The sequence below is a fragment of the Microbacterium sp. IEGM 1404 genome, assembly GCF_030056775.1.
In the GTDB taxonomy this organism is placed as follows: Bacteria; Actinomycetota; Actinomycetes; order Actinomycetales; family Microbacteriaceae; genus Microbacterium.
This window is the reverse complement of record NZ_JASHKP010000001.1, coordinates 585,489-607,529: the sequence shown is the minus strand read 5'-3', so window position 1 is coordinate 607,529 and position 22,041 is coordinate 585,489. Positions and strand designations below refer to the sequence as shown.

At 70.2% G+C, this 22,041-nt stretch carries 18 protein-coding genes and 1 tRNA gene; 3 read left to right on the top strand and 16 right to left on the bottom strand.

The genetic code is table 11. The annotated features are described in order from the left end of the window. Nucleotide 1 precedes the first annotated feature (1 nt). The gene (locus QM517_RS18570) at nt 2-2,293 is read left to right on the top strand and encodes a molybdopterin-dependent oxidoreductase (RefSeq protein ID WP_283285140.1); all 2,292 of its coding nucleotides are present in this window, start codon (nt 2-4) and stop codon (nt 2,291-2,293) included. A gap of 8 nt (nt 2,294-2,301) precedes the next feature. Here the strand turns inward: QM517_RS18570 and QM517_RS03105 are convergent, their stop codons facing one another. The 4 genes from QM517_RS03105 to QM517_RS03090 all read right to left on the bottom strand — a co-directional run bounded on the left by QM517_RS03105 (nt 2,302) and on the right by QM517_RS03090 (nt 5,873). Then, nucleotides 2,302-2,988, bottom strand: coding sequence for a hypothetical protein (locus QM517_RS03105; protein ID WP_283285138.1), 687 nt, complete (start codon nt 2,986-2,988; stop codon nt 2,302-2,304). Nucleotides 2,989-3,102: 114 nt separating this feature from the next. Next, nucleotides 3,103-3,174, bottom strand: a tRNA-Gln gene (locus QM517_RS03100). 194 nt (nt 3,175-3,368) lie between these two features. Then, entirely contained in the window at nt 3,369-4,883 is a 1,515-nt protein-coding gene (gene gltX, locus QM517_RS03095) for a glutamate--tRNA ligase (protein WP_283285134.1), read from the bottom strand. A 9-nt stretch (nt 4,884-4,892) separates the two neighbouring features. Then, nucleotides 4,893-5,873 (bottom strand): LysR family transcriptional regulator, encoded by a 981-nt coding sequence (locus tag QM517_RS03090; protein WP_283285132.1) that lies wholly within the window; start codon nt 5,871-5,873, stop codon nt 4,893-4,895. An 81-nt stretch (nt 5,874-5,954) separates the two neighbouring features. Here QM517_RS03090 and QM517_RS03085 point away from each other — a divergent pair, with 81 nt between their 5' ends. Further along, nucleotides 5,955-7,022, top strand: a complete 1,068-nt coding sequence (locus QM517_RS03085) for an aminotransferase class V-fold PLP-dependent enzyme (RefSeq protein WP_283285130.1) — start codon at nt 5,955-5,957, stop codon at nt 7,020-7,022. Here QM517_RS03085 and QM517_RS03080 read toward each other — a convergent pair. The 5 genes from QM517_RS03080 to QM517_RS03060 form a co-directional block, all read right to left on the bottom strand. Further along, nucleotides 7,006-8,241 (bottom strand): MFS transporter, encoded by a 1,236-nt coding sequence (locus QM517_RS03080; protein WP_283285127.1) that lies wholly within the window; start codon nt 8,239-8,241, stop codon nt 7,006-7,008. The two genes, QM517_RS03085 and QM517_RS03080, sit on opposite strands and share 17 nt — an antisense overlap. Further along, on the bottom strand, nt 8,234-9,001 hold the full coding sequence (locus tag QM517_RS03075) for a fumarylacetoacetate hydrolase family protein (RefSeq protein ID WP_283285125.1): 768 nt from the start codon (nt 8,999-9,001) through the stop codon (nt 8,234-8,236). Before QM517_RS03075 ends, QM517_RS03080 begins: the two co-directional genes overlap by 8 nt. A gap of 251 nt (nt 9,002-9,252) precedes the next feature. Continuing rightward, nucleotides 9,253-10,359: a branched-chain amino acid aminotransferase gene (locus tag QM517_RS03070; RefSeq protein ID WP_077051688.1), complete on the bottom strand. Its 1,107-nt coding sequence runs from the start codon at nt 10,357-10,359 to the stop codon at nt 9,253-9,255. A 60-nt stretch (nt 10,360-10,419) separates the two neighbouring features. After that, nucleotides 10,420-11,472, bottom strand: a complete 1,053-nt coding sequence (locus tag QM517_RS03065) for a 3-isopropylmalate dehydrogenase (RefSeq protein ID WP_283285123.1) — start codon at nt 11,470-11,472, stop codon at nt 10,420-10,422. Nucleotides 11,473-11,497: 25 nt separating this feature from the next. Continuing rightward, complete coding sequence (locus QM517_RS03060; protein ID WP_303655291.1) at nt 11,498-13,036, bottom strand: MFS transporter; 1,539 nt, start codon at nt 13,034-13,036, stop codon at nt 11,498-11,500. A gap of 81 nt (nt 13,037-13,117) precedes the next feature. On the opposite strand from QM517_RS03060, the gene QM517_RS03055 reads away from it, so the two are divergent. Beyond that, nucleotides 13,118-13,660, top strand: coding sequence for a TetR/AcrR family transcriptional regulator (locus QM517_RS03055; RefSeq protein WP_077051690.1), 543 nt, complete (start codon nt 13,118-13,120; stop codon nt 13,658-13,660). A gap of 389 nt (nt 13,661-14,049) precedes the next feature. Here the strand turns inward: QM517_RS03055 and serA are convergent, their stop codons facing one another. From serA to ilvD, 7 genes are all read right to left on the bottom strand, one after another. Beyond that, nucleotides 14,050-15,654 (bottom strand): phosphoglycerate dehydrogenase, encoded by a 1,605-nt coding sequence (gene serA / locus QM517_RS03050; protein WP_308208871.1) that lies wholly within the window; start codon nt 15,652-15,654, stop codon nt 14,050-14,052. A gap of 184 nt (nt 15,655-15,838) precedes the next feature. Continuing rightward, nucleotides 15,839-16,177: a bacitracin resistance protein gene (locus QM517_RS03045; RefSeq protein WP_077051692.1), complete on the bottom strand. Its 339-nt coding sequence runs from the start codon at nt 16,175-16,177 to the stop codon at nt 15,839-15,841. Then, a complete protein-coding gene (locus QM517_RS03040) occupies nt 16,174-16,692 on the bottom strand; it encodes a hypothetical protein (protein ID WP_283285119.1) in 519 nt (172 codons plus the stop codon). Before QM517_RS03040 ends, QM517_RS03045 begins: the two co-directional genes overlap by 4 nt. 169 nt (nt 16,693-16,861) lie before the next feature. After that, entirely contained in the window at nt 16,862-17,887 is a 1,026-nt protein-coding gene (gene ilvC, locus QM517_RS03035; RefSeq protein ID WP_283285118.1) for a ketol-acid reductoisomerase, read from the bottom strand. A 69-nt stretch (nt 17,888-17,956) separates the two neighbouring features. Then, nucleotides 17,957-18,466 carry an acetolactate synthase small subunit gene (ilvN, locus tag QM517_RS03030; protein WP_077051695.1) on the bottom strand — a complete coding sequence of 170 codons (510 nt, stop codon included), beginning with the start codon at nt 18,464-18,466 and terminating at the stop codon, nt 17,957-17,959. 1 nt (nt 18,467) lies between these two features. Then, nucleotides 18,468-20,273, bottom strand: coding sequence for an acetolactate synthase large subunit (locus QM517_RS03025; protein WP_077051696.1), 1,806 nt, complete (start codon nt 20,271-20,273; stop codon nt 18,468-18,470). Nucleotides 20,274-20,316: 43 nt separating this feature from the next. Then, entirely contained in the window at nt 20,317-22,035 is a 1,719-nt protein-coding gene (ilvD, locus tag QM517_RS03020) for a dihydroxy-acid dehydratase (protein ID WP_278101870.1), read from the bottom strand. Nucleotides 22,036-22,041 lie beyond the last annotated feature (6 nt).

Here is a 22,041-nt window from a genome sequence, read left to right as displayed (position 1 = left end):
AGTGACGCGAACGCAGGAGAGCACCGCCCACTGGGGGACGTTCCAGGTCGAGATCTCGGATGACGGCCGCGCGGTCGTCGAGACGCGACCGTATCCGGACGACCCGGATGCCGCCCCGGCGATTTCCGCAGTGGCGGAAGGGCTCCGTCACCGGTCGCGTGTCACGCGTCCCGCGGTTCGCCGTCGCTGGCTGGAACGGGGCCCCGGGCCCGACCCGCTCCGCGGCTCCCCCGACGACCCGTACGTCGAGGTCGACTGGGACGAAGCCCTCGACCTCCTCGCGGACGAGCTCCGTCGTGTGCGCGCCGCCCACGGAAACCGGGCGATCTTCGGCGGATCGTACGGCTGGGGAAGCGCCGGGCGGTTCCATCACGCGCAGAGCCAGTTGCACCGGTTCCTCAACTCCATCGGCGGTTACACCCGCTCGATCAACGACTACAGTCGCGGCGCGAGCCTCGTCCTGCTCCCCCATCTCATCGGGCCGATCGGTATGCGCGAGCTGCGCAACCGCCCGCCGTCCTGGGGCCACATCGCCGAGCACACCGACCTGCTGATCGCCTTCGGAGGACTCCGCCGGTCCAACACCTGGGTCGTGCCGGGCGGGCACGACCGTCACGTGGGCACGCGTTTGGCGCGCGACGCCGCCGCTTCGACCCGCATCGTGTCCGTCTCGGCCCAGCGCGACGACACCCTGACCGAACTGGATGCCGAGTGGGTCGGCATCCGCCCCGGAACCGACACCGCGGTACTGCTCGCCCTCACCCACACGCTGGTGGCGGAGGGGCTCGCAGACGACGCCTTCCTCGCGACGCACACGGTCGGCGCCGACCGCGTCCGGGCCTACCTCCGTGGCGAGACCGACGGCGTCGACAAGACGCCGGAATGGGCGGAAGCACTCAGCGGGGTTCCTGCCGGGACGATCCGCGACCTCGCCCGGCGCGCTGCCTCGGGACGCACCCTCGTGAACGTGACCTACTCCCTGCAGCGCGCGGAGCACGGCGAGCAGGCGGTGTTCGCGGCGGTGACGTTCGCCGGGTTCCTCGGCCAGATCGGACTGCCCGGCGGCGGGTTCACCCACGGGTACGGGTCGATGGGCGACTACGGCGTGGGCGTCGCGCCCGTCCCCCTGCCGACCTTCCCGCAGGGCCGGAACCCGGTCACGGACTTCATCCCGTGCGCGCGCATCACCGACCTCCTGCTCCGCGGTGGTGAGACGATCCCCTACGACGGCGGGACGCTCGATCTCCCCGACATCCGGCTCGTGTACTGGGCGGGCGGCAACCCCTTCCACCATCACCAGGATCTCCGTCGTCTCAGCGAGGCTCTCACCGGGGTCGACACGCTCGTAGTCAACGAGTTCCACTGGACCCCGACGGCCCGCCACGCCGACATCGTGCTGCCCGCGGCAACGGGCCTCGAACGAGACGACCTCGCGGCCGGCGCCGGCGACACGCGCCTTCGCACCATGCCGCGGGCCGTCGAGCCCGTCGGTGACGCGCGCGAGGAGTTCTGGATCTACGACCAGCTCGCTCGACGACTGGATGCCGACTACGCCGAGGGCCGCGACAGTCGCGAGTGGCTCGAGAAGATCTACGAGGACTGGCGCGAGCGGCCGGACACCCCGGACGCGCCTCCGTTCGCCGACTTCTGGCGGGACGGCGGCACGCCTCTCCCCCAGCATCACTACCGCGACGGCGCGTTCACCGACTTCCGCGCGGATCCCGTCGCGCACTCGCTCGACACCCCGAGCGGCCGCATCGAGCTGTTCTCCGCCACCCTCGACGGATTCGGACTCGACGACACCGCCGGGCACGCCGTGTGGATCGACACCGCGGAGCCGCCGGGTTCGCCCTACGACCTGGAGCTGCTGTGCACGCAGCCGTCGCACCGGCTGCACAGCCAGCTTGACATGGCCGCACCCAGCCGATCGACCAAGGTCGCCGGGCGCGAACCCGTCCGACTGCACCCCTCCGACGCGGCCGCACGCGGCTTGACGGACGGCGACGTCGCTCTGGTCCGCAGCGCCCAGGGCAGCCTGCTCGCGGGCGTCGTGACCACCGACGCGCAGCTGCCGGGCGTCGCGCAGATGCACACGGGAGCCTGGTACGACCCCAGCGCTCCGCGGATCGCCGACTGCATCAACGGCAACGTCAACGTCCTCACGAAGGACATCGGCACCTCGCACCTCACGCAGGCCTCGAGCGGCGCGCGGGTGGCCGTGTCGATCACGCGGTACGACGGGGAGGTGCCGCCGATCCGGGCGTACGAACCGCCGCCCCTCGCGACGCGCTGATACGGGGGTCAGCGTGTCAGCGTGTACACGAGCTGGAGCGATCCCCCGGCGGTGACGTTCACGTCGGCGGTGATGCCCAGACCCTCGGATGCCACCGCGGGCAGGCTCACGGTGGATGCGACACCCTCATTGCGCGCCGCGTCACCGACCTGGTCGCCCAACGTCGCGAGATCGGCATCCGTCCAGCCCCACACGGTCGCACGGGAGCGGAGATCCGCGGAGATCGTCGACCACGACCCGCTGGACGGGGGCTCGACGGAGATGCGGGTGACGCTGTCCTGTCCGGTCGTGATCTCGAAGTGCGACACTCCCCCGAAGGTGATGTCCTCGCCGCCCGTCCGGATATCGAGCGACAGCGGGACGAGCGTGTCGACCGCGGTCGTGCCGGCGAGGGGAAGACCGAGATCGGATGCCGAGGTCGACGAGGACAGATCGACGGTCACACGTCCCTGCCGATTGAAGAAGTCCTGACCCGCCTGATCGAAGCGCGACTGGCCGTCGGGCAGCTGCTGATCGGACGCGGCGACCGGCGTTTCCTCGGTCCACCACGAGGTGTTCATGGCGTAGGCGCCGACTCCGATCACCGCGCAGATGACCGCGGCGACGGCCAGCGTGATCCACGTCAGCAGCCGGTTCTTCCGCGCGGCGCGCGCGCTCGGCGACTCTTTCCGCGGGCGAGTGGCGGTGGAAGTCATGCTTCCTGCCTATCAAAGCTCGCGCAAAGCCTCCAGGGGCTCCAGAATCCTCGGAGGAAAAGCAAGAGCCCCGGACCTTCGCAGAAATGCGATGTGACCGGGGCTTTCGTCTTGCTGGGGTACCTGGACTCGAACCAAGAACAACGGAACCAGAAACCGCCGTGTTGCCAATTACACCATACCCCAAGGCGCTGAACCGAAGTTCGTGCCGAGGATCAAGCTTACGTGACGCGGGGCCCTGCGCCAAACCGGCACCCACCCGCGCGCGTCGCGCGGCGCCGTGACCCCCGCTTCGGCGTCCAGAACACGCGGATGCCGAGGCATGGCATCCGCGTGTCTGGGACACTCGACGAAGGCGCGGGGGTGCGCGCGACGCGGGCTCAGCCCAGGTGCTGCACCAGGGCGTCGAGGCGGCGGAGGGTCGCGGCCTTACCGAGCAGCTCCATCGACTCGAACAGCGGCGGCGACACGCGGCGTCCCGTCAGCGCGACGCGGGGCGGGCCGTAGGCGACGCGCGGCTTCAGGCCGAGTTCGTCGACGAGAGCGACTGACAGCGCCTCCTGCACGGCCGCGGTGGTGAACTCCCCCTCGGGGACGAGCTCGAGCGCGCCGACGGAGGCCACGAGCACCTCGCCCGCGTTCGCGGGGAGACCCTTGAGCGCGTCCTCCGCGTACGACACCTCGTCGACGAAAAGGAACCCGAGCATCCCCGGAACCTCGCCGAGCAGCTGCACACGCTCCTGCACGAGGGGCGCGGCGGAGGCGATGATCGCGCGGTGCTCCTCGGACGGCTCCTCGGACACGTACCCGGCCGCGGCGAGGTACGGCACGATGCGGGCCGCGAAGTCGTCGGCATCCAGCAGACGGATGTGGTCGCCGTTGATCGCCTCGGCCTTCTTCTGGTCGAAGCGGGCCGGGTTCGGGTTCACGTCCGCGATGTCGAAGGCCGCGACCATCTCGTCGAGCGAGAACACGTCACGGTCGCTCGAGAGCGACCAGCCGAGCAACGACAGGTAGTTGAGCAGACCCTCGTGGATGAAGCCCTTCTCGCGCTGCAGGAACAGGTCGGCCTGCGGGTCGCGCTTCGACAGCTTCTTGTTGCCGGTCTCCCCCAGCACCAGCGGCATGTGACCGAAGCGCGGGATGAACGTCGTCACCCCGGCATCCACCAGGGCCGAGTACAGAGCGAGCTGACGCGCCGTCGACGGCATGAGGTCTTCGCCGCGGATGACGTGGGTGATGCCCATGAGCGCGTCGTCGACGGGGTTCACGAACGGGTAGAGCGGGACTCCGCCGGCGCGCACGAGGACGAAGTCGGGGAACGAGCCCGCGGGGAACGTGACCTCGCCGCGGATGAGGTCGACGTAGCTGAGGTCGTGATCGGGCACGCGCAGTCGCCACGCGGGCTGACGCCCCTCGGCGCGGAACGCCGCCTTCTGCTCGTCCGTCAGGTCGCGATCGAAGTTGTCGTAGCCGAGCTGCTTCGCGCGGCCGTTGGCCTCGTTGCGCGCGTCGATCTCCTCCGCCGTGGAGTAGCTCTCGTACACCGCGCCGGCGGCGATCAGCTTGTCGAGGACCTCGCGGTAGATCTCGTGGCGCTGCGACTGCCGGTACGGGGCGTGGGGTCCGCCGACCTCGACACCCTCGTCCCAGTCGATGTTCATCCAGCGCAGGGCTTCGAGGAGCTGCTGGTAGCTCTCCTCGCTGTCGCGGGCGGCATCCGTGTCTTCGATGCGGAAGACGAGCGTGCCGCCGTTGTGGCGCGCGTAGGCCCAGTTGAACAGGACGGTGCGGATGAGACCGACGTGCGGCAGCCCCGTCGGGGAGGGGCAGAACCGGACGCGGACGTCGGCGCCGGTGGCGGTCGTAGTGCGGGGATCGGGTGTGGCAGACACCCCCCGATCCTACTCGGCGGCGCCCGCGCGGCCCCGGCGCCCCGGCGCCGGACGCGGGTGATCCACGAGCACCTCGTCGACGATGCCCAGCGCCGCACCGACCGCGGGCACCCGCTCGGCGCCGCGCGCGGTGACGACGTGAAGCGTGCGAGCCTCGGCGACGGGGAGGCGCGGCACCGCGATCCCCGCGACGAGCGGGAGGGATGCCACGGCCATTCCCGGCAGGATCGCGACCCCGACCCCCTGGGCGACGAGGTTCTCGACGGCGACGTAGTTGTCGGTCTCGAAGGCGATGTCGGGCGTGAACCCCGCCCGACCGCACGCCTCGAGGAGGTGCCCCCGGCACTGCGGGCAGCCGGCGATCCACCGCTCCCCTGCGAGACGCGACAGATCAACCGGATCATCGCCGGCGACGGGGTGATCGGCGGGCACGACGACCACCGTGTCGTCGCCCCCGACCGTGCGGACGCTCAGACCCGTCGCCGCCGAGTCCAGCTGCTCGCGGCGGTCGCCCGGGAAGCTGTAGGTGAGGGCGATGTCGGCGCGATCCTCGCGGACGGCGGCGATCGCCTCGGGCGGTTCGGCCTCGACGAAGCTCAGCGACACCCCCGGCCGACGCGCCGACAGCGCCGCGATCACCCGCGGGACGACGGTCGAGGATGCCGACGGGAACGCGGCGATCCGCACGCGCCCCGCGCGCATGCCGCGCAGCTCGGCCAGGTCGCCCGCGGCGGCGTCCAGCGCGGTCGTGACCGTCGCCGCGTGCCGGGCGAGGACCCACCCGGCCTCGGTCAGCCGGACCCCACGCCCCACGCGCTCGACGATCGGCAGGCCCGATCGACGCTCCAGCCGACGCAGCTGCTGACTCACCGCGGGCTGGCTGTATCCGAGCGCTTGGGCCGCGGCCGTGATCGACCCCGTGTCGGCGATCGCCTTCACCACGCGCAGCGCGTGCGCGTCGAGTCCGTCGTCGCGGGGAACGTCGCTCATCCTCATACATAAGCAGACCGGATGCTTTTCATGCAAAACCTCCCGTAGTGCAATGCACCGGCCGGGAGGCACCCTGGACCCATGACCCTCGCCCCGCACTTCGCCGGTGGCCGCGATTACCTCGCCGCCTGCACGCTCGGACTCCCGCCGCGCGCCACGGTCGCGGCGGTGACGGCCGACCTCGAGGCCGCGGCATCCGGTCGCCCCGACGTCGCCGCGGCCACGCGAGCGGTCGAGGACGCCCGGCGGTCCTACGCCCGGCTCGTCCACGCACCGGTGTCACAGGTCGCGATCGCCGCGCAGACCTCGGTCGCCGTCTCACTCATCGCCGCGGCCGTCCCCGACGGGGCGGAGGTGCTCTGCGCGGACGGTGACTTCGCGTCGCTCGTGGCACCGTTCGCGCACGCGGGTCGGGGCGTGCGTCTCCGGTCGGTTCCGCTGGCGAGCCTCGCCGCCGAGATCGCCGCCGACACGTGGCTCGTGGCGTTCTCCCTCGTGCAATCCGCCACCGGCGAGGTCGCCGACGCCGCCGCGATCGCCGCCGCCGCGGCGCGCACCGGTACCCGGACGCTGTGCGACCTCACGCAGGCGGCCGGCTGGCTGCCGGTGGATGCCACCCTGTTCGACGCGACGGTGTGCCACGCCTACAAGTGGCTGTGCGCTCCGCGGGGGGTCGCGTTCCTCACGCTCTCCCCCGCCCTCGCAGGAGAGCTCCGTCCCGTGCACGCCGGCTGGTACTCGGGGGACGATCCCTGGGCGTCCTGCTACGGCACCTCGGCGCCGCTCGCGCCCGACGCGCGTCGCTTCGACGTCTCACCGGCCTGGCAGGCCTTCGTCGGGGCCGCGCCCGCTCTCGCCCTGTTCGCCTCGGCCGATCCGGCCGCCGTCCACGCGCACGCCACGGGGCTCGCCGAGCGTTTCCGTGCGGCGATGGAGCTCGACGAACCCGGCCGCCCGTCGGCCATCGTCACCTGGCCGGATGCCGAGGGCTGCGCGCTCGCCCGGCTCACGGCATCCGGGATCATCGCCTCCGGACGCGCCGGACGCGCACGCGTCGCGTTCCACGTCTTCAACGACGAGGACGACGTCGACCGGGCGCTGTCGGCCCTGCAGGGGCGGCGCACCGCCACGCTCAGCGTCGTGATCTGACCGCGACCGCGCCGACGCACACCGCCGCGACGGGAAGGAGCGCCCACAGCGCCAGCCCGCCGTACCCCGCGATGTTCAGGATGACGCCCGCGAGGACCGACCCGACCGCGGCGCACGCCGTCATGAGAGTGTCGCTGCGCCCCTGACGGCGGGGACGGGCGGCGACCGGTGTCACCTCGGTCAGCAGCGCCGACCCCGCAACCGTCGCCGCGCTCCACCCGAGCCCCAGCAGCACGAGAGCGACGAGCACCCCGGCTTGCGACCACGGCAGCATCGCCGCCACCGCCAGGGCCGCAGCCAGCAGAACCTGCCCGAGGAGGACGACGGGGATCCGCCCCACGCGGTCGGCGAGGATTCCGAACACCGGAGAGAGTCCGTACATCCCGAACACGTGGAGCGCGATCGTGACGCCCACTGCGAGGGTGACGGCATCCGGGGCGACGATGTGCGAGAGGTGCACGGGCGTCATCGCCATCACGGATGCCATCGTCACGTGCGACGCGGCCACGGCGAACATCGCGTAGCGAGCCACGGCGGGCCGATCGGCCACCGCGTCGACGACCGTCGCAGCGTCCGCACGGTCCCGCCTCTGCGCGAGGAGCAGCGGGTCGGGCCGCAGCACGAGGACGTACAGCGCGAGCGCGCACGCCTGGGCGGCGAAGGAGAACAGGTACGCGCCGGTGAGGCGCGGCATCCCGATTCCCGCTCCGAGCACCTCGCCGGGCGCCAGCAGCAGGGGTCCGACGACGCCGCCGACCGTGGTCGCCCAGACGACCGTCGCGAGGTCTCTGCCCCGCCGGGTCGTGCTCGCGAGGTCGGTCGCGGCGAACCGCGCTTGCAGGGTGCCGGCGTTCCCCGCGCCGATCAGGGCGATCCCGGCGAGGAGCAGGGGGAACAGCCGCAGGGCGGCGGCGACGATCACGACGGCGATGCCGATGAGCGCGGCGATGTTTCCCGCGCTCAAGGCGAAGCGACGGCCGCGCGCCGCGGCGAGGCGCGCGAGCGGGATGGCGGTCAGCGCCGCACCGAGCGTCACCGCGGCGGTGGCGAAGCCCGACAGCGACTCCTGGCCCGAGAGGTCGGCGGCCAGCAGGGCGCCGAGCGACAGGGTCGACCCGAATGCGACGCCGGTGAGCACCTGCCCGGCCGCGAGGACCCGCACGGTGCGGCGCTGCATGAGCGCGACGTCGACCGCCGCGCTCGTCGTGGGGTCAGGCATCGCGCGCGGTGTTGCGCAGCACTCCGATCCCGCTCACCTCGACCTCGACGGTGTCGCCGGCCTCGAACGGGCCGATGCCGGCGGGCGTGCCGGTGAGGATCAGGTCGCCGGGCAGCAGCGTGAACACCGACGAGGCGTAGGCGATGAGGTCGGGCACCGAGTGGATCATGTCGGACATCGGTCCGTTCTGCCGCACCTCGCCGTTGACGCGGGTCGTGATGATCGCGCCATCCACGTCGAGGTCGGTCTCGATGACCGGTCCGACGGGGCAGAAGGTGTCGAAGCCCTTCGCGCGCGTCCACTGCCCGTCGGTCTTCTGCAGGTCGCGCGCGGTGACGTCGTTGGCCACGGTGTAGCCGAAGATGTAGTCGCCCGCGCGCTCGGCAGGGACGTTCTTGGCGATGCGACCGATCACGACGGCGACCTCGCCCTCGTAGTCGGTGCGGGAGCTGAGCGAGGTCGGTCGCACGATGACGTCGTCGGGCCCGATCACCGACGTGTTCGGCTTGAGGAACATCAGCGGCTCGGCCGGCGCCTCACCGCCCATCTCGGCGGCGTGGTCGTGGTAATTCTTCCCGATGCAGACGACCTTCGAGCGCGGGATCACCGGGGCGAGGAGCGTCACCTCGGACAGCGGGATGCGCTCCCCCGTCGTGTCGAACCCGGCGAAGAGGGGGTCACCACTGAGGACCACCAGTTCGGTGTCGTCGACGATGCCGTAGCGGAGGGTTTCCTGGTAGCTGAACCGAGCGATCTTCACCCGTTCAGCCTAACCGGGGCCTCCGACGTGGCATCCGCGGTTCTGCGCCGTCACGCCGGGCGCGGGGGTCGGCCCGGTACGCCGGGCGCGGGGCGACGCACCCCCGGCTCCCCACGCATAAACGCGATTCGCTCGCATAAACGCGCTCCGCACGCGTTTACACGCGGAAATCGCGTTCATGCGTGCGGGTAACCCGCGCGGAAACGACGAAGGGGCCCCGATGTCGGGACCCCTCCGTGTTGGACGTGCGCTCAGGCGTCGAGGCGGTACAGCCAGTCGTGCTTGTCTTCGACCCGGCCGTACTGGATGTCGGTGAGCTCCTGGCGCAGCTCCAGCGCGAGGGTGCCGGTCGGCTGCTCGTCGATGAAGTCCTTGCCCTTGAGGATGCCGATCGGGGTGACGACGGCGGCGGTGCCGCACGCGAAGACCTCGACGATGTCCCCGGATGCCACGCCCTCACGCCACTCGGTGAGCGAGACGTTGCGTCCGACCACGTGATGCCCGCGGTCACGGGCCAGCTGCAGGAGCGAGTCGCGCGTGATGCCCTCGAGGATCGAGTCGGACTGCGGGGTGACGATGGTGCCGTCCTTGTAGACGAACACGACGTTCATGCCGCCGAGCTCCTCGATGTTGCGGTCCTGGTCGAGGAAGACGACCTGGTCGCACTCGTTCTCGTACGCCTCGGACTGGGGCAGGAGGCTCGCGGCGTAGTTGCCGCCCGTCTTCGCCGCGCCGGTGCCGCCCTTGCCGGCGCGCGAGTAGTCCTCGCTGAGCCAGATCGAGACCGGCTGCACGCCGCCCTTGAAATACGCACCCGCGGGGCTGGCGATCAGGTAGTAGGCGACCTTGTGCGCCGGGCGCACACCGAGGAACGCCTCTTTCGCGAACATGAACGGCCGCAGGTACAGGCTCTGGTCGGCACCCGACGGCACCCACGCACCGTCCACGGCGATGAGTTCGCGCAGCGACTGCAGGAAATACGGAACGGGCAGTTCGGGCAGCGCCAGGCGACGAGCCGAGCGCTGCAGGCGCCGTCCGTTCTGGTCGGGACGGAAAGTGTGGATCGAGCCGTCCGCGTGGCGGTACGCCTTGATCCCCTCGAAGATCTCCTGCCCGTAGTGCAGCACGGCCGCGGCGGGGTCGAGCGAGATGGGGCCGTACGGCGAGACGCGGGGCCGGTGCCACCCACCGCGGACCGACCAGCAGACGTCGACCATGTGGTCGGTGAAATGCTGCCCGAATCCCGGGCTGGCGAGGATCTCGTCGCGCTGCGCGGGGCTCTTCGCGGCGAGGTTGCGGGTGACGGCGAACTCGAGCGGGTCGAGTCCGGTGTCGGGGTCGGTGTCGATGGTCGTCATGGTCTCTTTCACACGGTGTCGGGGGGCGCAGGGGCGGCGGCGCGTGCCGATCGGTCCAGGTTACGCCTGGACGCGGTCGACGATGGCGTCGCCGATCTGCGCGGTGCTGCGCGGGGTGGCATCCCGGCCGGCGATGTCGTCTTCCACCGCGCGGGTGACGCGGGCGGCTTCGTCGGTGAGCCCGAGGTGATCGAGCAGGAGGGCGACGGAGAGGATCGCAGCCGTGGGGTCTGCCTTCTGGGTTCCTGCGATGTCGGGCGCCGATCCGTGGACGGGCTCGAACATCGAGGGGAACGCGCCGTCGGGGTTGATGTTGCCCGATGCGGCGAGGCCGATGCCACCGGTGACGGCGCCGGCCAGGTCGGTCAGGATGTCTCCGAAGAGGTTGTCGGTGACGACCACATCGAAGCGGCTCGGGTTCGTGACCAGGAAGATGGTGGCCGCGTCGACGTGCAGGTAGTCTACGTCGACCTCGGGGTGCTCCGACGCCACGGCGTCGACGATGCGCTTCCACATGCCGCCGGCGTGCACGAGCACGTTGGTCTTGTGCACCAGCGTCAGCTTCTTCCGGCGCCGCCCGGCGAGGGTGAACGCGTAGCGCACGACGCGCTCGATCCCGTAGGCGGTGTTGACCGACGTCTCGTTGGCGACCTCGTGCGGAGTGCCGCGGCGGATCGACCCGCCGTTGCCCACGTACGGTCCCTCCGTGCCTTCGCGGACGACGACGAAGTCGATATCGCCCGGGTCGGCGAGCGGACCGGGGGCACCGGGGTAGAGCTTCGAGGGACGCAGGTTGACGTAGTGGTCGAGCTCGAAGCGGAGCTTCAGCAGTAGGCCGCGTTCGATGTTCGCGTCCTTGAGCCGCGGGTCGCCGGGCACTCCCCCGACGGCGCCGAGGAGGATCGCGTCGTGCTCGCCGATCGCGGCGAGGTCGGCGTCGGTGAGGGTGTCGCCGGTCTCGAGATACCGGGCGGCGCCGAGGGAGAACGGCGTCTTCTCGAACTCCACTCCCGATCCGGCGGTGACCGCGTCGAGGACCTTCACGGCCTCGGCGACGACCTCGGGACCGATGCCGTCACCGGGGATGACGGCCAGTTTGACGACGCGCGACATCGCACTCCTCAGCGCTCAGGGCGCATCACTTCGTCGACGCGCCGCGGGTTCCTCCCAGGGTAGTGGCAGCGATGAGGGCCGCCACGACGATCAGCCCGGCGCCGATCAACGCGGTGACGACGACGCCGGAATCGAACGCGTGCGCTGCGGCCAGGCGCAGCGACTCCGCCAGGGCGGCGTCGTCCAACGTGTGCGACACCGCAACGGCTCCGGCGAGCGTCTCCCGAGCGGCGTCGGCCGCGGCATCCGGGAGTCCGGCCGGAAGGACGAGCTGAGCCCGGTAGAACGCGGCCAGGATGCCACCCAGCACCGCCGTGCCGAGCACGGCGCCGACTTCGTACGCCGTCTCCGAGACGGCGCTGGCGGCACCGGCCTTCGCCGGCGGAGCGCTGGAGAGGATGAGTTCGTTCGACACCGTCTCGGCAGCGCCGATGCCGATGCCGAGGAGTGCGAACGCGATGATGAGCAGCAGCAGGTCGGCGGTCGACACCGCGACCAGGACGTATGCCACGACCGAGAAGGCGAGCGCGACCGGGACGACGATCCGAGGGGCGAAACGCTGCGCCACGGGGACGACGGCCAGACCGGACACGATCATCAGGACGAGGCCGGGCAGCAGCGCGAAGCCCGCGACCATCGGCGTGAGACCGACGACGAGCTGAAGGTGCTGCGCGACGAAGTACAGGAAGCCGACGAGCCCGACGACGCTCAGCAGGTTGACCAGGATCGCGCCGGAGAACGTGCCACGACGGAACAGCGTCATGTCGAGCATCGGGGTGGGGAGCGAGCGCTGCCGCCGCACGAACAGCCAGCCGAACACGACACCGACGACGAAGAGGGCACCGGTCGTCAGCGTGGGACCGTCCACCGCGAGCTTCTTGATCCCGTAGACGACGGGCACCATGGTGGCGAGCGAGAGGACGACGCTGACGGGGTCGAACCGGCCGGGCGCGGGGTCGCGGCTTTCGGGCACGAAGAACGGGGCGAGGACGAGCAGCGGCACGAGCACCGGCACGGCCATGAGGAACACCGAGCCCCACGTGAAGTGCTCGAGGAGGAACCCGCCGACGATGGGGCCGAGCGCGGCGCCCGCGGAGAAGCCCGACGCCCACACCGCGATGGCGAGGCGCCGCTCATCGCGGTCGCGGAAGATGCTGCGCAGCAGCGAGAGGGTCGAGGGCATCAGCATCGCGCCGAAGACGCCCATCAGCGCACGTCCGGCGATGAGGAGCGCCGCGGTGGGCGCGAAGGCCGAGAGCGCGGAGACGACGGCGAATCCCGTCGCTCCGATCAGCAGCATCCGACGACGACCGAAACGATCACCGAGCGTCCCCATGGTCACCAGCAGCCCCGCGAGGACCAGCGGATACACGTCGATGATCCAGAGCTGCTCGATGCTGGAGGGCTGCAGCGACAGGGCGATCTCGGGCAGCGCGAAGCTCAGCACGGTGTTGTCGACCGACACCAGCAGCACCGGCAGCATCAGCACAGCCAGCGCGAACCACCCGCGCCAGCCGGCGCGAGGGGCGTTGATCTCTTGAGTGGGCAACGACGAGGTGAGCATTCTTCCCAGTTCCGTTTCTAAACCGTCCAGCCGGTATAGTAACAGAGTCCTCACACCACCCGCCACTACGATCGAGAGGCCATGAGCAGACCCCCACTCGCCCGCGAAGCCGTCCTCGACGCCTTCACCCGCATCCTCGTCGACGACGGCGAACGTGCCGCGACAATGGATGCGACGGCGCGTGCCGCCGGGGTGAGCAAGGGCGGCCTGCTCTACCACTTCAACTCCAAGAGCGCACTCGAAGAGGCTCTGGTGAAGCGCCTCGAGACACTCGCGCAGCAGGACGTCGACGAGATCGAGAACTCCCCCGAGGGGGTCGTGGCCGCCCATCTGCGCTCGTCGCAGAACACCGGATCACCGCTGGACGTCACGATCCTCGCGGTCTCGCGGCTGGCGCAGAACGGCAGCGACGCCGCGTCCGCGAGCCTGCGCCGGGTGCGCGAACTGTGGGAGGACAGCCTGCGCGCCCACACCCGCGACGAGACGGCTCTGCAGATGGTGCTGCTCGTCAGCGACGGCCTCTACTTCAACGCCGTGCTCGACCTCAACGCGCTGCCCGGCCCCACGCTCGAAGGCACCGACCTCGACGCGTTGATCTCCGCCGTGGTCGCTGCGACGACCTGACGTCGGCGCATGGCCGCCCGCGGGACGCGGATGATCCCAGATGCCTCCAGCGCGACGCACAGCAGGATGCCGACCGCACCGACCAGCGCGAGGAACCCCCACCCCCGGCCGTGGGCGGTCTCAGCGAGCCCGACGATGAGGAGCGCCGAACCGACCGCCACCATCGCGAGTCGAGTGGCGAGGAGTGAGGCCATGCCTTGAGCGTGACGGCAAGTCCGCACGGAGTCCGCGAATCCGATCGGAATCCGTCCTCCGCGGGTCGTATCTCACCCCGTAGCGCACCTCGCCCCGCGTCCAGGCGTCGGAGGCCGAGCGCCGGGGAAGCGTCGCAGAGATACGAGAGGAGGGGGCCGCTCCCGCGACCCCCTCCCCCGGTACTGCTCAGGACGTCAGCTCTCGACGATCTCGATCTGACGGAAGAGGTCCGCGTTCACCGCCTGGCGCATCGCGTCGAGGATCTCGTCGGACACCGGCGAGTCGACCGTGAGGACCGAGAGGGCACGGCCCGTGGCATCCGGACGGGCGACCTGAAGACCGGCGATGTTGATGCCCGCGTCGCCCAGCTTCTGTCCGTAGATGGCGACGATGCCGGGACGGTCGGCGTACCGCATGACGATGTGGTGCGCCTCGATCGGCACCTCGATCTCGTACCCGTTGATCCCGACGACCTTCGGCACCATGCGCGTCCCCGCGAGCGTACCGGCGACCTCGAGGGTCGATCCGTCCGCGAGCGTGCCCCGCAGGATCGTGATGTTGCGGTAGAGCGGGCTCTCCGACTCGACGACGAGACGGGTCTCGACCCCGCGCTGCTCCGCGAACAGCGGCGCGTTGACGTACGAGACCGTCTCGCTGACGATGCGGCTGAAGATGCCCTTCAGCGCGGCGAGGCGGTAGACGCTCACGTCGTACTCGGCGAGCTCGCCCCGCACCTCGATGTCGAGGCTCGACAGTGCGCTGTCGGCGAGTCCGCTGAAGAACTGACCCAGCATCTCGACCAGCGCGATACCGGGGCGCACGAACGGGTCGATCGCGCCACCGGCGACGTTGACGGCATCCGGGACCAGATCGCCCTCGAGGGCGAGCTTGACCGAGCGCGCCACGGACACGCCGGCCTTCTCCTGCGCCTCTTCGGTGCTGGCACCGAGGTGGGGGGTGACCACGACGTTCGGCAGGTCGAGCAGCTTCCGGGCCGGACCGCCCTCGGCGGGGGGTTCGGTCGAGAAGACGTCGAGGCCGGCTCCGGCGATCTCGCCCGAGGTGAGCGCGTCGTACAGGGCGTCCTCGTCGATGAGCCCACCGCGCGCGACGTTGATGACGTAGGCCGTCTTCTTCATGCGACGCAGCTGCTCGGTGCCGATCATGCCGGTGGTCTCGGGGGTCTTCGGCATGTGGATCGTCACGAAGTCGCTCTGCTCGAGGAGCTCGTCGAGGGTGACGAGCTGCACGCCGAGCTGCTGCGCGCGCGTCGCGGTGACGTACGGGTCGTACGCGATCACGCGCATGTCGAACGCCTGCAGGCGTGCCGCGATGAGGGCGCCGATGCGGCCGAGGCCGATGATGCCGATCGTCTTCTCGAACAGCTCGGTGCCGGTGAACGAGCTGCGCTTCCACAACCCCTGGGCGAGCGACGAGTGGGCGGCCGGGATGTGGCGCGCGAGGCTGAGAACGTGCCCCACGGTGAGCTCGGCTGCCGAGATGATGTTCGACGTCGGCGCGTTGACGACCATGACGCCCGCGGCCGTCGCCGACTTGATGTCGACGTTGTCGAGTCCGACGCCGGCGCGTGCGACGACCTTCAGAACCGGCGCGGCCGCGAGAGCCTCGGCATCGATCTTGGTGGCCGATCGCACGAGCACCGCGTGCGCGTCGGCGAGAGCCGCGAGCAGCGCGGGGCGGTCGGTCCCGTCGACGTTGCGCACGTCGAAGTCGGGGCCGAGCGCGTCGATCGTGGCGGGAGAGAGTTCTTCGGCGATGAGCACGACGGGCTTCGTCACGGATGCGTCCTTCGAAACGGTGCTGGGGAGCAGCGCGCACCGCCGCGCATCGCCGGCGCGAACCGGGCGCGCGACCCGTGCGGGCCGTCTGCCAGCCTAGCGCTGCCGCGACAGCCGCCCGACCGTATGACGCCGTGGTCCGCCCGGAGAGGACGTCCCGCGACCCGACGGAGGGCGACGGGCGTCAACCGCCGTAGAGCCCGTACGACGTTGCGCCGTAACCGACGATCGCCAGCCAGAAGGCGGCGGAGAGGGTGAGTCCGGCGAGCAGCGCGAGCGAGAACTCCCCCGCCCGTCGGCGCGCGCCGATCGCGAAGGCCACACCGAAGGCGACCAGGGGGAAGACGATCGGCAGGATGTAGACGAACCAGCCGAGTCCGTTCAGCCCGAGGGTGCCCGTGGCCTGCTGCACCAGCAGCGAGACCGAGCTCCAGACGACGAAGGCGTAGAACAGACCGAACAGCCCGGCGATGGTCACGATGACCCACGTCGGCAGACGGCGAGGACGGGTGGTCGTGCTCATGCGGAGGCCCCCAACGACAGGAACGGCCACGGCACGAGCAGCAGGATGCCGAGGATCAGGAGCAGGAACCGCTGCCAGGTGCGCCAGGTGCGCGTCAGAGCGAGCACGGTGACGAACCACACCAGCGGGGCGAGGGCCGCGCCGATCGTCAGGGCGAGGACCGTGACGTCGGGAATGGGGAGACCCAGGTCGCGCAGACGGAATCCCGCGACCAGCCAGCCGATCGCGAACAGCAGGAACGTCGCCGCGATCATCCCGATGCCGACGAGCCCGACGTTGCCGAGCGGGGCTCGCGCGGCCTCGTCCTCGACCGCGGCTACTTCGGTGTGAGCGGAGTCGCCCCCCGGAGCCCGGGGACCCGGATCCGCGGAGGTCGAGCGCGGCTCGGGCCGAAGGGGCTCGGGCTGAAGCGGCTCGGGCTGATCCGGATCGAGGACCCGATTCTCGCCCACGTCGAGCGTCGGGTCGTCGTCACCGTCCCAGGAGAGGGCGTCGTCGTCGCGCGGTGTGCTCACGCGTCCACGCTAGCGCCGACCTTCGACACCGCGGCGCCGCCCCGCCGCAACGGCGAACGCCCCGGTACCGAGGACGGTTCCGGGGCGTTCGCGGACGGGATCAGCGCGCGGCGGAACCCACCGCGATCGCCTGGGCGATCGCTATGGATGACGAAGCCTCCGGCGGAGGTCAGCGCGCAGCGCTGCCCTCCGTGTAGTCGCTGTCCTGCTGCTTCCACGCGAAGAGCCCGCGGAGCTCCTTGCCGGTCGCCTCGATCGGGTGACCCTGCTCCTTCTCGCGGAGGGCGAGGAACTCGGGGGCGCCGTTGTCCTGGTCGGCGATGAAGCGCTGCGCGAACGCACCCGACTGGATGTCGGCGAGGACGGCCTTCATGTTCTCCTTGACCTCGGGCGAGATCACGCGGGGGCCGGAGACGTAGTCGCCGTACTCGGCGGTGTCGGAGATCGACCAGCGCTGCTTGGCGATGCCGCCCTCCCACATGAGGTCGACGATGAGCTTGAGCTCGTGCAGAACCTCGAAGTACGCGATCTCGGGCTGGTAGCCCGCCTCCGTGAGGGTCTCGAAGCCGTACTGCACGAGGTGGCTCATGCCACCGCAGAGGACGGCCTGCTCGCCGAACAGGTCGGTCTCGGTCTCTTCGGTGAAGGTCGTCTTGATGACGCCGGCACGGGTGCCGCCGATGGCCTTCGCGTACGACAGGGCGGTGTCCCAGGCCGAACCCGAGGCGTCGCGCTCGACGGCGATGATGTCGGGAATGCCACGACCCGCGACGTACTCGCGACGGACGGTGTGACCGGGGGCCTTGGGGGCGACGAGGATCACGTCGACACCCTCGGGGGCGTCGATGTAACCGAAACGGATGTTGAAGCCGTGCGCGAAGGCCAGCGTCTTGCCCTCGGTGAGCTTGTCCTTGATGGAGTCCGCGTAGATCGAGCGCTGGTGCTGGTCGGGCGCCAGGATCATGATCAGGTCGGCCCACTCGGTCGCGTCGGCGACGTTCTTGACGTCGAAGCCGTCCTCCTGCGCCTTCGCGGCCGACTTCGAGCCGTCCTTGAGCGCGATGACGACCTCGACGCCCGAGTCGCGCAGGTTCTGCGCGTGAGCGTGACCCTGCGAGCCGTAGCCGACGATCGCGACCTTCTTGCCCTGGATGATCGAGAGGTCGGCGTCGTCGTCGTAGAAGATCTCTGCCATGGGGATGCTTTCTCCTTGGATACAGGTCCCGCGACGCAGGACCGGGGGTGTGTGGAAAGGGTGGGAGGGTCAGCCGCGCAGGACGCGCTCGGTGATGCTCTTGCCGCCGCGGCCGACGGCGAGCAGGCCCGACTGCGCGAGCTCCTTGACCCCGAACGGCTCGATGGCCTTGAGGAACGCGCCGACCTTGCCCGAGTCGCCGGTGATCTCGATCACCAGGGCGTCCTGGGCGTAGTCGACCACCGACGCACGGAAGAGGTTCACGACCTCGAGCACGGTGGAGCGGCTGGCGTTGTCGGCGCGCACCTTCACGAGGACGTGCTCGCGCTGCACCGAGCTGGCGGGATCGAGCTCGACGATCTTGATGACGTTGATCAGCTTGTTCAGCTGCTTCGTCACCTGCTCGAGGGGCAGACCCTCGACGTCGACGACGACCGTGATGCGGGACAGGCCCGGCACTTCGGTCACCCCCACGGCGAGCGACTCGATGTTGAAGCCGCGACGGGCGAAAAGGCCGGCGACGCGGGTCAGCAGACCCGGCTTGTCCTCCACGAGGAGGCTGAGAACGTGCCTCGACATGTCAGTCCTCCTGCTCGGCGAAGGCCGGCGAGTGATCGCGGGCGTACTGGACGTAGCTGTTGCTGACGCCCTGGGGAACCATCGGCCACACCATCGCGTCGGCGCTCACGACGAAGTCGATCACGACCGGGCGGTCGTTCGTGGCGAGGGCCAACTCGATCGCCGCGTCGATCTCGTCCTCCTTCTCGACCCGGATCGCGAGGCATCCGTAGGCCTCGGCGAGCTTGACGAAGTCCGGGATGCGACGCGTCCCGTGACCCGTGTTGAGGTCGGTGTTCGAGTGACGGCCGTCGAAGAACAGCGTCTGCCACTGGCGCACCATGCCGAGCGAGGAGTTGTTGATGATCGCGACCTTGATCGGGATGTCGTTGATGACGCAGGTCGCGAGTTCCTGGTTCGTCATCTGGAAACAGCCGTCACCGTCGATCGCCCACACCACGCGCTCGGGTTCGGCGACCTTCGCGCCCATCGCCGCGGGGACGGAGTAGCCCATGGTGCCGGCACCGCCGGAGTTGAGCCACGCGTTGGGGCGCTCGTACTTGATGAACTGGGCCGCCCACATCTGATGCTGACCCACGCCCGCGGCGTAGATCGCCTCGGGGCCGGTGAGCTCGCCGATCCGCTGGATCACGTGCTGCGGCGAGAGCAGGCCGTCGGTCGTCGGGGTGTAGCCGAGGGGGAACTCCTCGCGCAGACCGTTGAGGAACGACCACCACTCCGAGTAGTCGACCTCGGTCTCGGATGCCGCCTGGCGGAAGGCGGCATCCAGGTCGACGAGCACCTCCTTGAGGTCGCCCACGATCGGCACGTCCGCCGTGCGGATCTTCGAGATCTCGGCGGGATCGATGTCGACGTGCACGACCTGAGCGTTCGGAGCGAACAGCGCGGCCTTGCCGGTGACGCGGTCGTCGAAGCGGGCGCCGAGCGACACGATCAGGTCGCTGTCCTGCAGGGCGAGCACCGCGGGCACCGTCCCGTGCATGCCCGGCATGCCGAGGTGCTGATCGTGCGAGTCGGGGAACGCCCCGCGCGCCATGAGCGTGGTCACGAGCGGAGCGCCGGTCGCCTCGGCGAACGTCTTGAGTTCGGCCGACGCCTTCGCGCGGATGACACCGCCCCCGACGTAGAGGACGGGCTTCTTCGCGTGGGCGATGAGCTGGGCCGCGGCCTGGATCTGCTTGCCGTGGGCCTTGGTCACGGGGCGGTAGCCGGGCAGGTCGATCTTGGGCGGCCACACGAACGGAGCCGAGTTCTGCTGCGCGTCCTTCGTGATGTCCACGAGCACCGGACCGGGACGCCCCGTGGAGGCGATCTCGAACGCCGCGGCGATCGCGCCGGGGATCTCCTCGGCGGTCTTCACCAGGAACGAGTGCTTCGTGATCGGCATCGTGATGCCGACGATGTCGGCCTCCTGGAAGGCATCCGTTCCCATGAGGGTCGAGAAGACCTGACCGGTGATGCACACGAGCGGCACGGAGTCCATGTACGCGTCGGCGATCGCCGTGACGAGGTTGGTCGCCCCGGGGCCGGAGGTCGCGATGGCGACTCCGGTGCGTCCGGAGGCGGCGGCGTAGCCTTCGGCGGCGTGGCCGGCGCCCTGCTCGTGGCGAACCAGGATGTGGCGGACGTTCTCGTCGTCCATGAGCGGGTCGTAGACGGGCATGATCGCGCCGCCCGGCAGACCGAACACGTCGGTGACGCCGAGCAGATCGAGCGAACGGACGACCGCCTGGGCGCCCGTGAGCACGGGCGCCGGGGCGGTGCGAGCGGGGGGCCGGGGAACGGCCGTGGCGGATTCGGCGGACATGGTGGTACCTCGGAACCAGGTGGGGGTGAAAGGGGGACGGCCGTCAGCCCGTGACCGCGCCCTCCGCAGCGGAGTGCACGAGCTTCGAGTACTTGGCCAGAACGCCACGGGTATAGCGCGGGGGAAGCGGTTCCCAGCCTTCGCGGCGGGAACTCAGCTCGGCGTCATCGACGATCAAGTCGAGAGTGCGAGCGGCGATATCGACCCGTATCAGATCACCATCGCGCACGAAGGCGATAGGACCTGCGTCCACCGCTTCGGGAGCTATGTGGCCGATGCAGAGGCCGGTTGTGCCGCCTGAGAATCGACCGTCCGTCAAGAGTAGTACATCTTTTCCGAGCCCCGCGCCCTTGATGGCTGCGGTGATCGCCAGCATCTCGCGCATGCCCGGGCCGCCCTTGGGGCCCTCGTAGCGGATGACGATGACGTCGCCGGCGTTGATGTCGCCGGCCTCGAGGGCGTCCATGGCCGCACGCTCACGCTCGAACACGCGGGCCGGGCCCTCGAACACCGAGGCGTCGAAGCCGGCGGTCTTGACGACAGCGCCCTCGGGGGCGAGGGAACCGTGCAAGATCGTGATGCCGCCGGTGGCGTGGATCGGGTCGTCGAAGCGGTGGATGACATTGCCGTCCACCGGGTCGGGGTTCAGGTCGGCGAGGTTCTCGGCCAGGGTCTTCCCCGTGACGGTGAGCGCGTCGCCGTGCAGGAGGCCCTCGTCGAGCATGGCCTTCATGATGACCGGGATGCCGCCGTGGCGGTCGACGTCGTTCATGACGTACTTGCCGAACGGCTTCATGTCGGCGACGTGGGGCACCTTGTCGCCGATGCGGTTGAAGTCGTGCAGAGACAGCTCGACCTCGGCCTCGTTGGCGATCGCCAGGAGGTGCAGCACGACGTTCGTCGAGCCGCCGAGGGCCATCGCCAGCGCGATGGCGTTCTCGAACGCCTCCTTGGTGAGGATGTCGCGCGTCGTGATGCCCTGGCGCAGCAGGTTGACCACGGCCTCGCCCGAGCGGTGGGCGAAGTAGTCGCGACGGCGGTCGGCCGACGGCGGGGCGGCGGAACCGGGGAGGCTGAGGCCCAGCGCCTCGGCGACCGAGGCCATCGTGTTGGCGGTGTACATGCCACCGCACGCACCCTCGCCCGGCGCGATCGCGCACTCGATGCGCTTGAGGTCGGCCTCGCTCATCTTCCCCGCGAGGCACGCGCCGACGGCCTCGAACGAGTCGATGATCGTGACGTCCTTCTCGGTGCCGTCGCTGAGCTTGACCCAGCCCGGAGCGATCGAGCCCGCGTAGAGGAAGACGCTCGAGAGGTCGAGACGAGCGGATGCCATGAGCATGCCCGGGATCGACTTGTCGCAGCCGGCGAGGAGCACGGATCCGTCGAGGCGCTCGGCCATCATGACGGTCTCGACCGAATCGGCGATGACCTCGCGCGAGACGAGCGAGAAGTGCATGCCCTCGTGGCCCATGGAGATGCCGTCGGAGACGGAGATGGTGCCGAACTGCAGCGGGTAGCCGCCACCGGAGTGGACGCCCTCCTTGGCGCCCTGCGCGAGCCGGTCGAGACTCAGGTTGCAGGGCGTGATCTCGTTCCAGCTCGACGCGATGCCGATCTGGGGCTTGTCCCAGTCCTCGTCACCCATGCCGACGGCGCGGAGCATGCCGCGGGAGGTGGTGGCTTCGATGCCGTCGGTGACGACGCGACTGCGGGGCTTGATGTCGAACTCACCGGTGTTCGGATTCTGCGGAGCGGGCATTCTCGC

Excerpts from the sequence above, each read along its gene's own strand:
- ilvC (WP_283285118.1), bottom strand. The coding sequence starts at position 17,887 with ATGGCAGAGATCTTCTACGACGACGACGCCGACCTCTCGATCATCCAG.
- QM517_RS03070 (WP_077051688.1), bottom strand. The coding sequence starts at position 10,359 with ATGACGACCATCGACACCGACCCCGACACCGGACTCGACCCGCTCGAG.
- QM517_RS03065 (WP_283285123.1), bottom strand. The coding sequence starts at position 11,472 with ATGTCGCGCGTCGTCAAACTGGCCGTCATCCCCGGTGACGGCATCGGT.
- QM517_RS03055 (WP_077051690.1), top strand. The coding sequence starts at position 13,118 with ATGAGCAGACCCCCACTCGCCCGCGAAGCCGTCCTCGACGCCTTCACC.
- QM517_RS03045 (WP_077051692.1), bottom strand. The coding sequence starts at position 16,177 with ATGAGCACGACCACCCGTCCTCGCCGTCTGCCGACGTGGGTCATCGTG.
- QM517_RS03060 (WP_303655291.1), bottom strand. The coding sequence starts at position 13,036 with ATGCTCACCTCGTCGTTGCCCACTCAAGAGATCAACGCCCCTCGCGCC.
- QM517_RS03085 (WP_283285130.1), top strand. The coding sequence starts at position 5,955 with ATGACCCTCGCCCCGCACTTCGCCGGTGGCCGCGATTACCTCGCCGCC.
- QM517_RS03105 (WP_283285138.1), bottom strand. The coding sequence starts at position 2,988 with ATGACTTCCACCGCCACTCGCCCGCGGAAAGAGTCGCCGAGCGCGCGC.
- QM517_RS03025 (WP_077051696.1), bottom strand. The coding sequence starts at position 20,273 with ATGTCCGCCGAATCCGCCACGGCCGTTCCCCGGCCCCCCGCTCGCACC.
- QM517_RS03080 (WP_283285127.1), bottom strand. The coding sequence starts at position 8,241 with ATGCCTGACCCCACGACGAGCGCGGCGGTCGACGTCGCGCTCATGCAG.
- QM517_RS03090 (WP_283285132.1), bottom strand. The coding sequence starts at position 5,873 with ATGAGCGACGTTCCCCGCGACGACGGACTCGACGCGCACGCGCTGCGC.
- ilvN (WP_077051695.1), bottom strand. The coding sequence starts at position 18,466 with ATGTCGAGGCACGTTCTCAGCCTCCTCGTGGAGGACAAGCCGGGTCTG.
- ilvD (WP_278101870.1), bottom strand. The coding sequence starts at position 22,035 with ATGCCCGCTCCGCAGAATCCGAACACCGGTGAGTTCGACATCAAGCCC.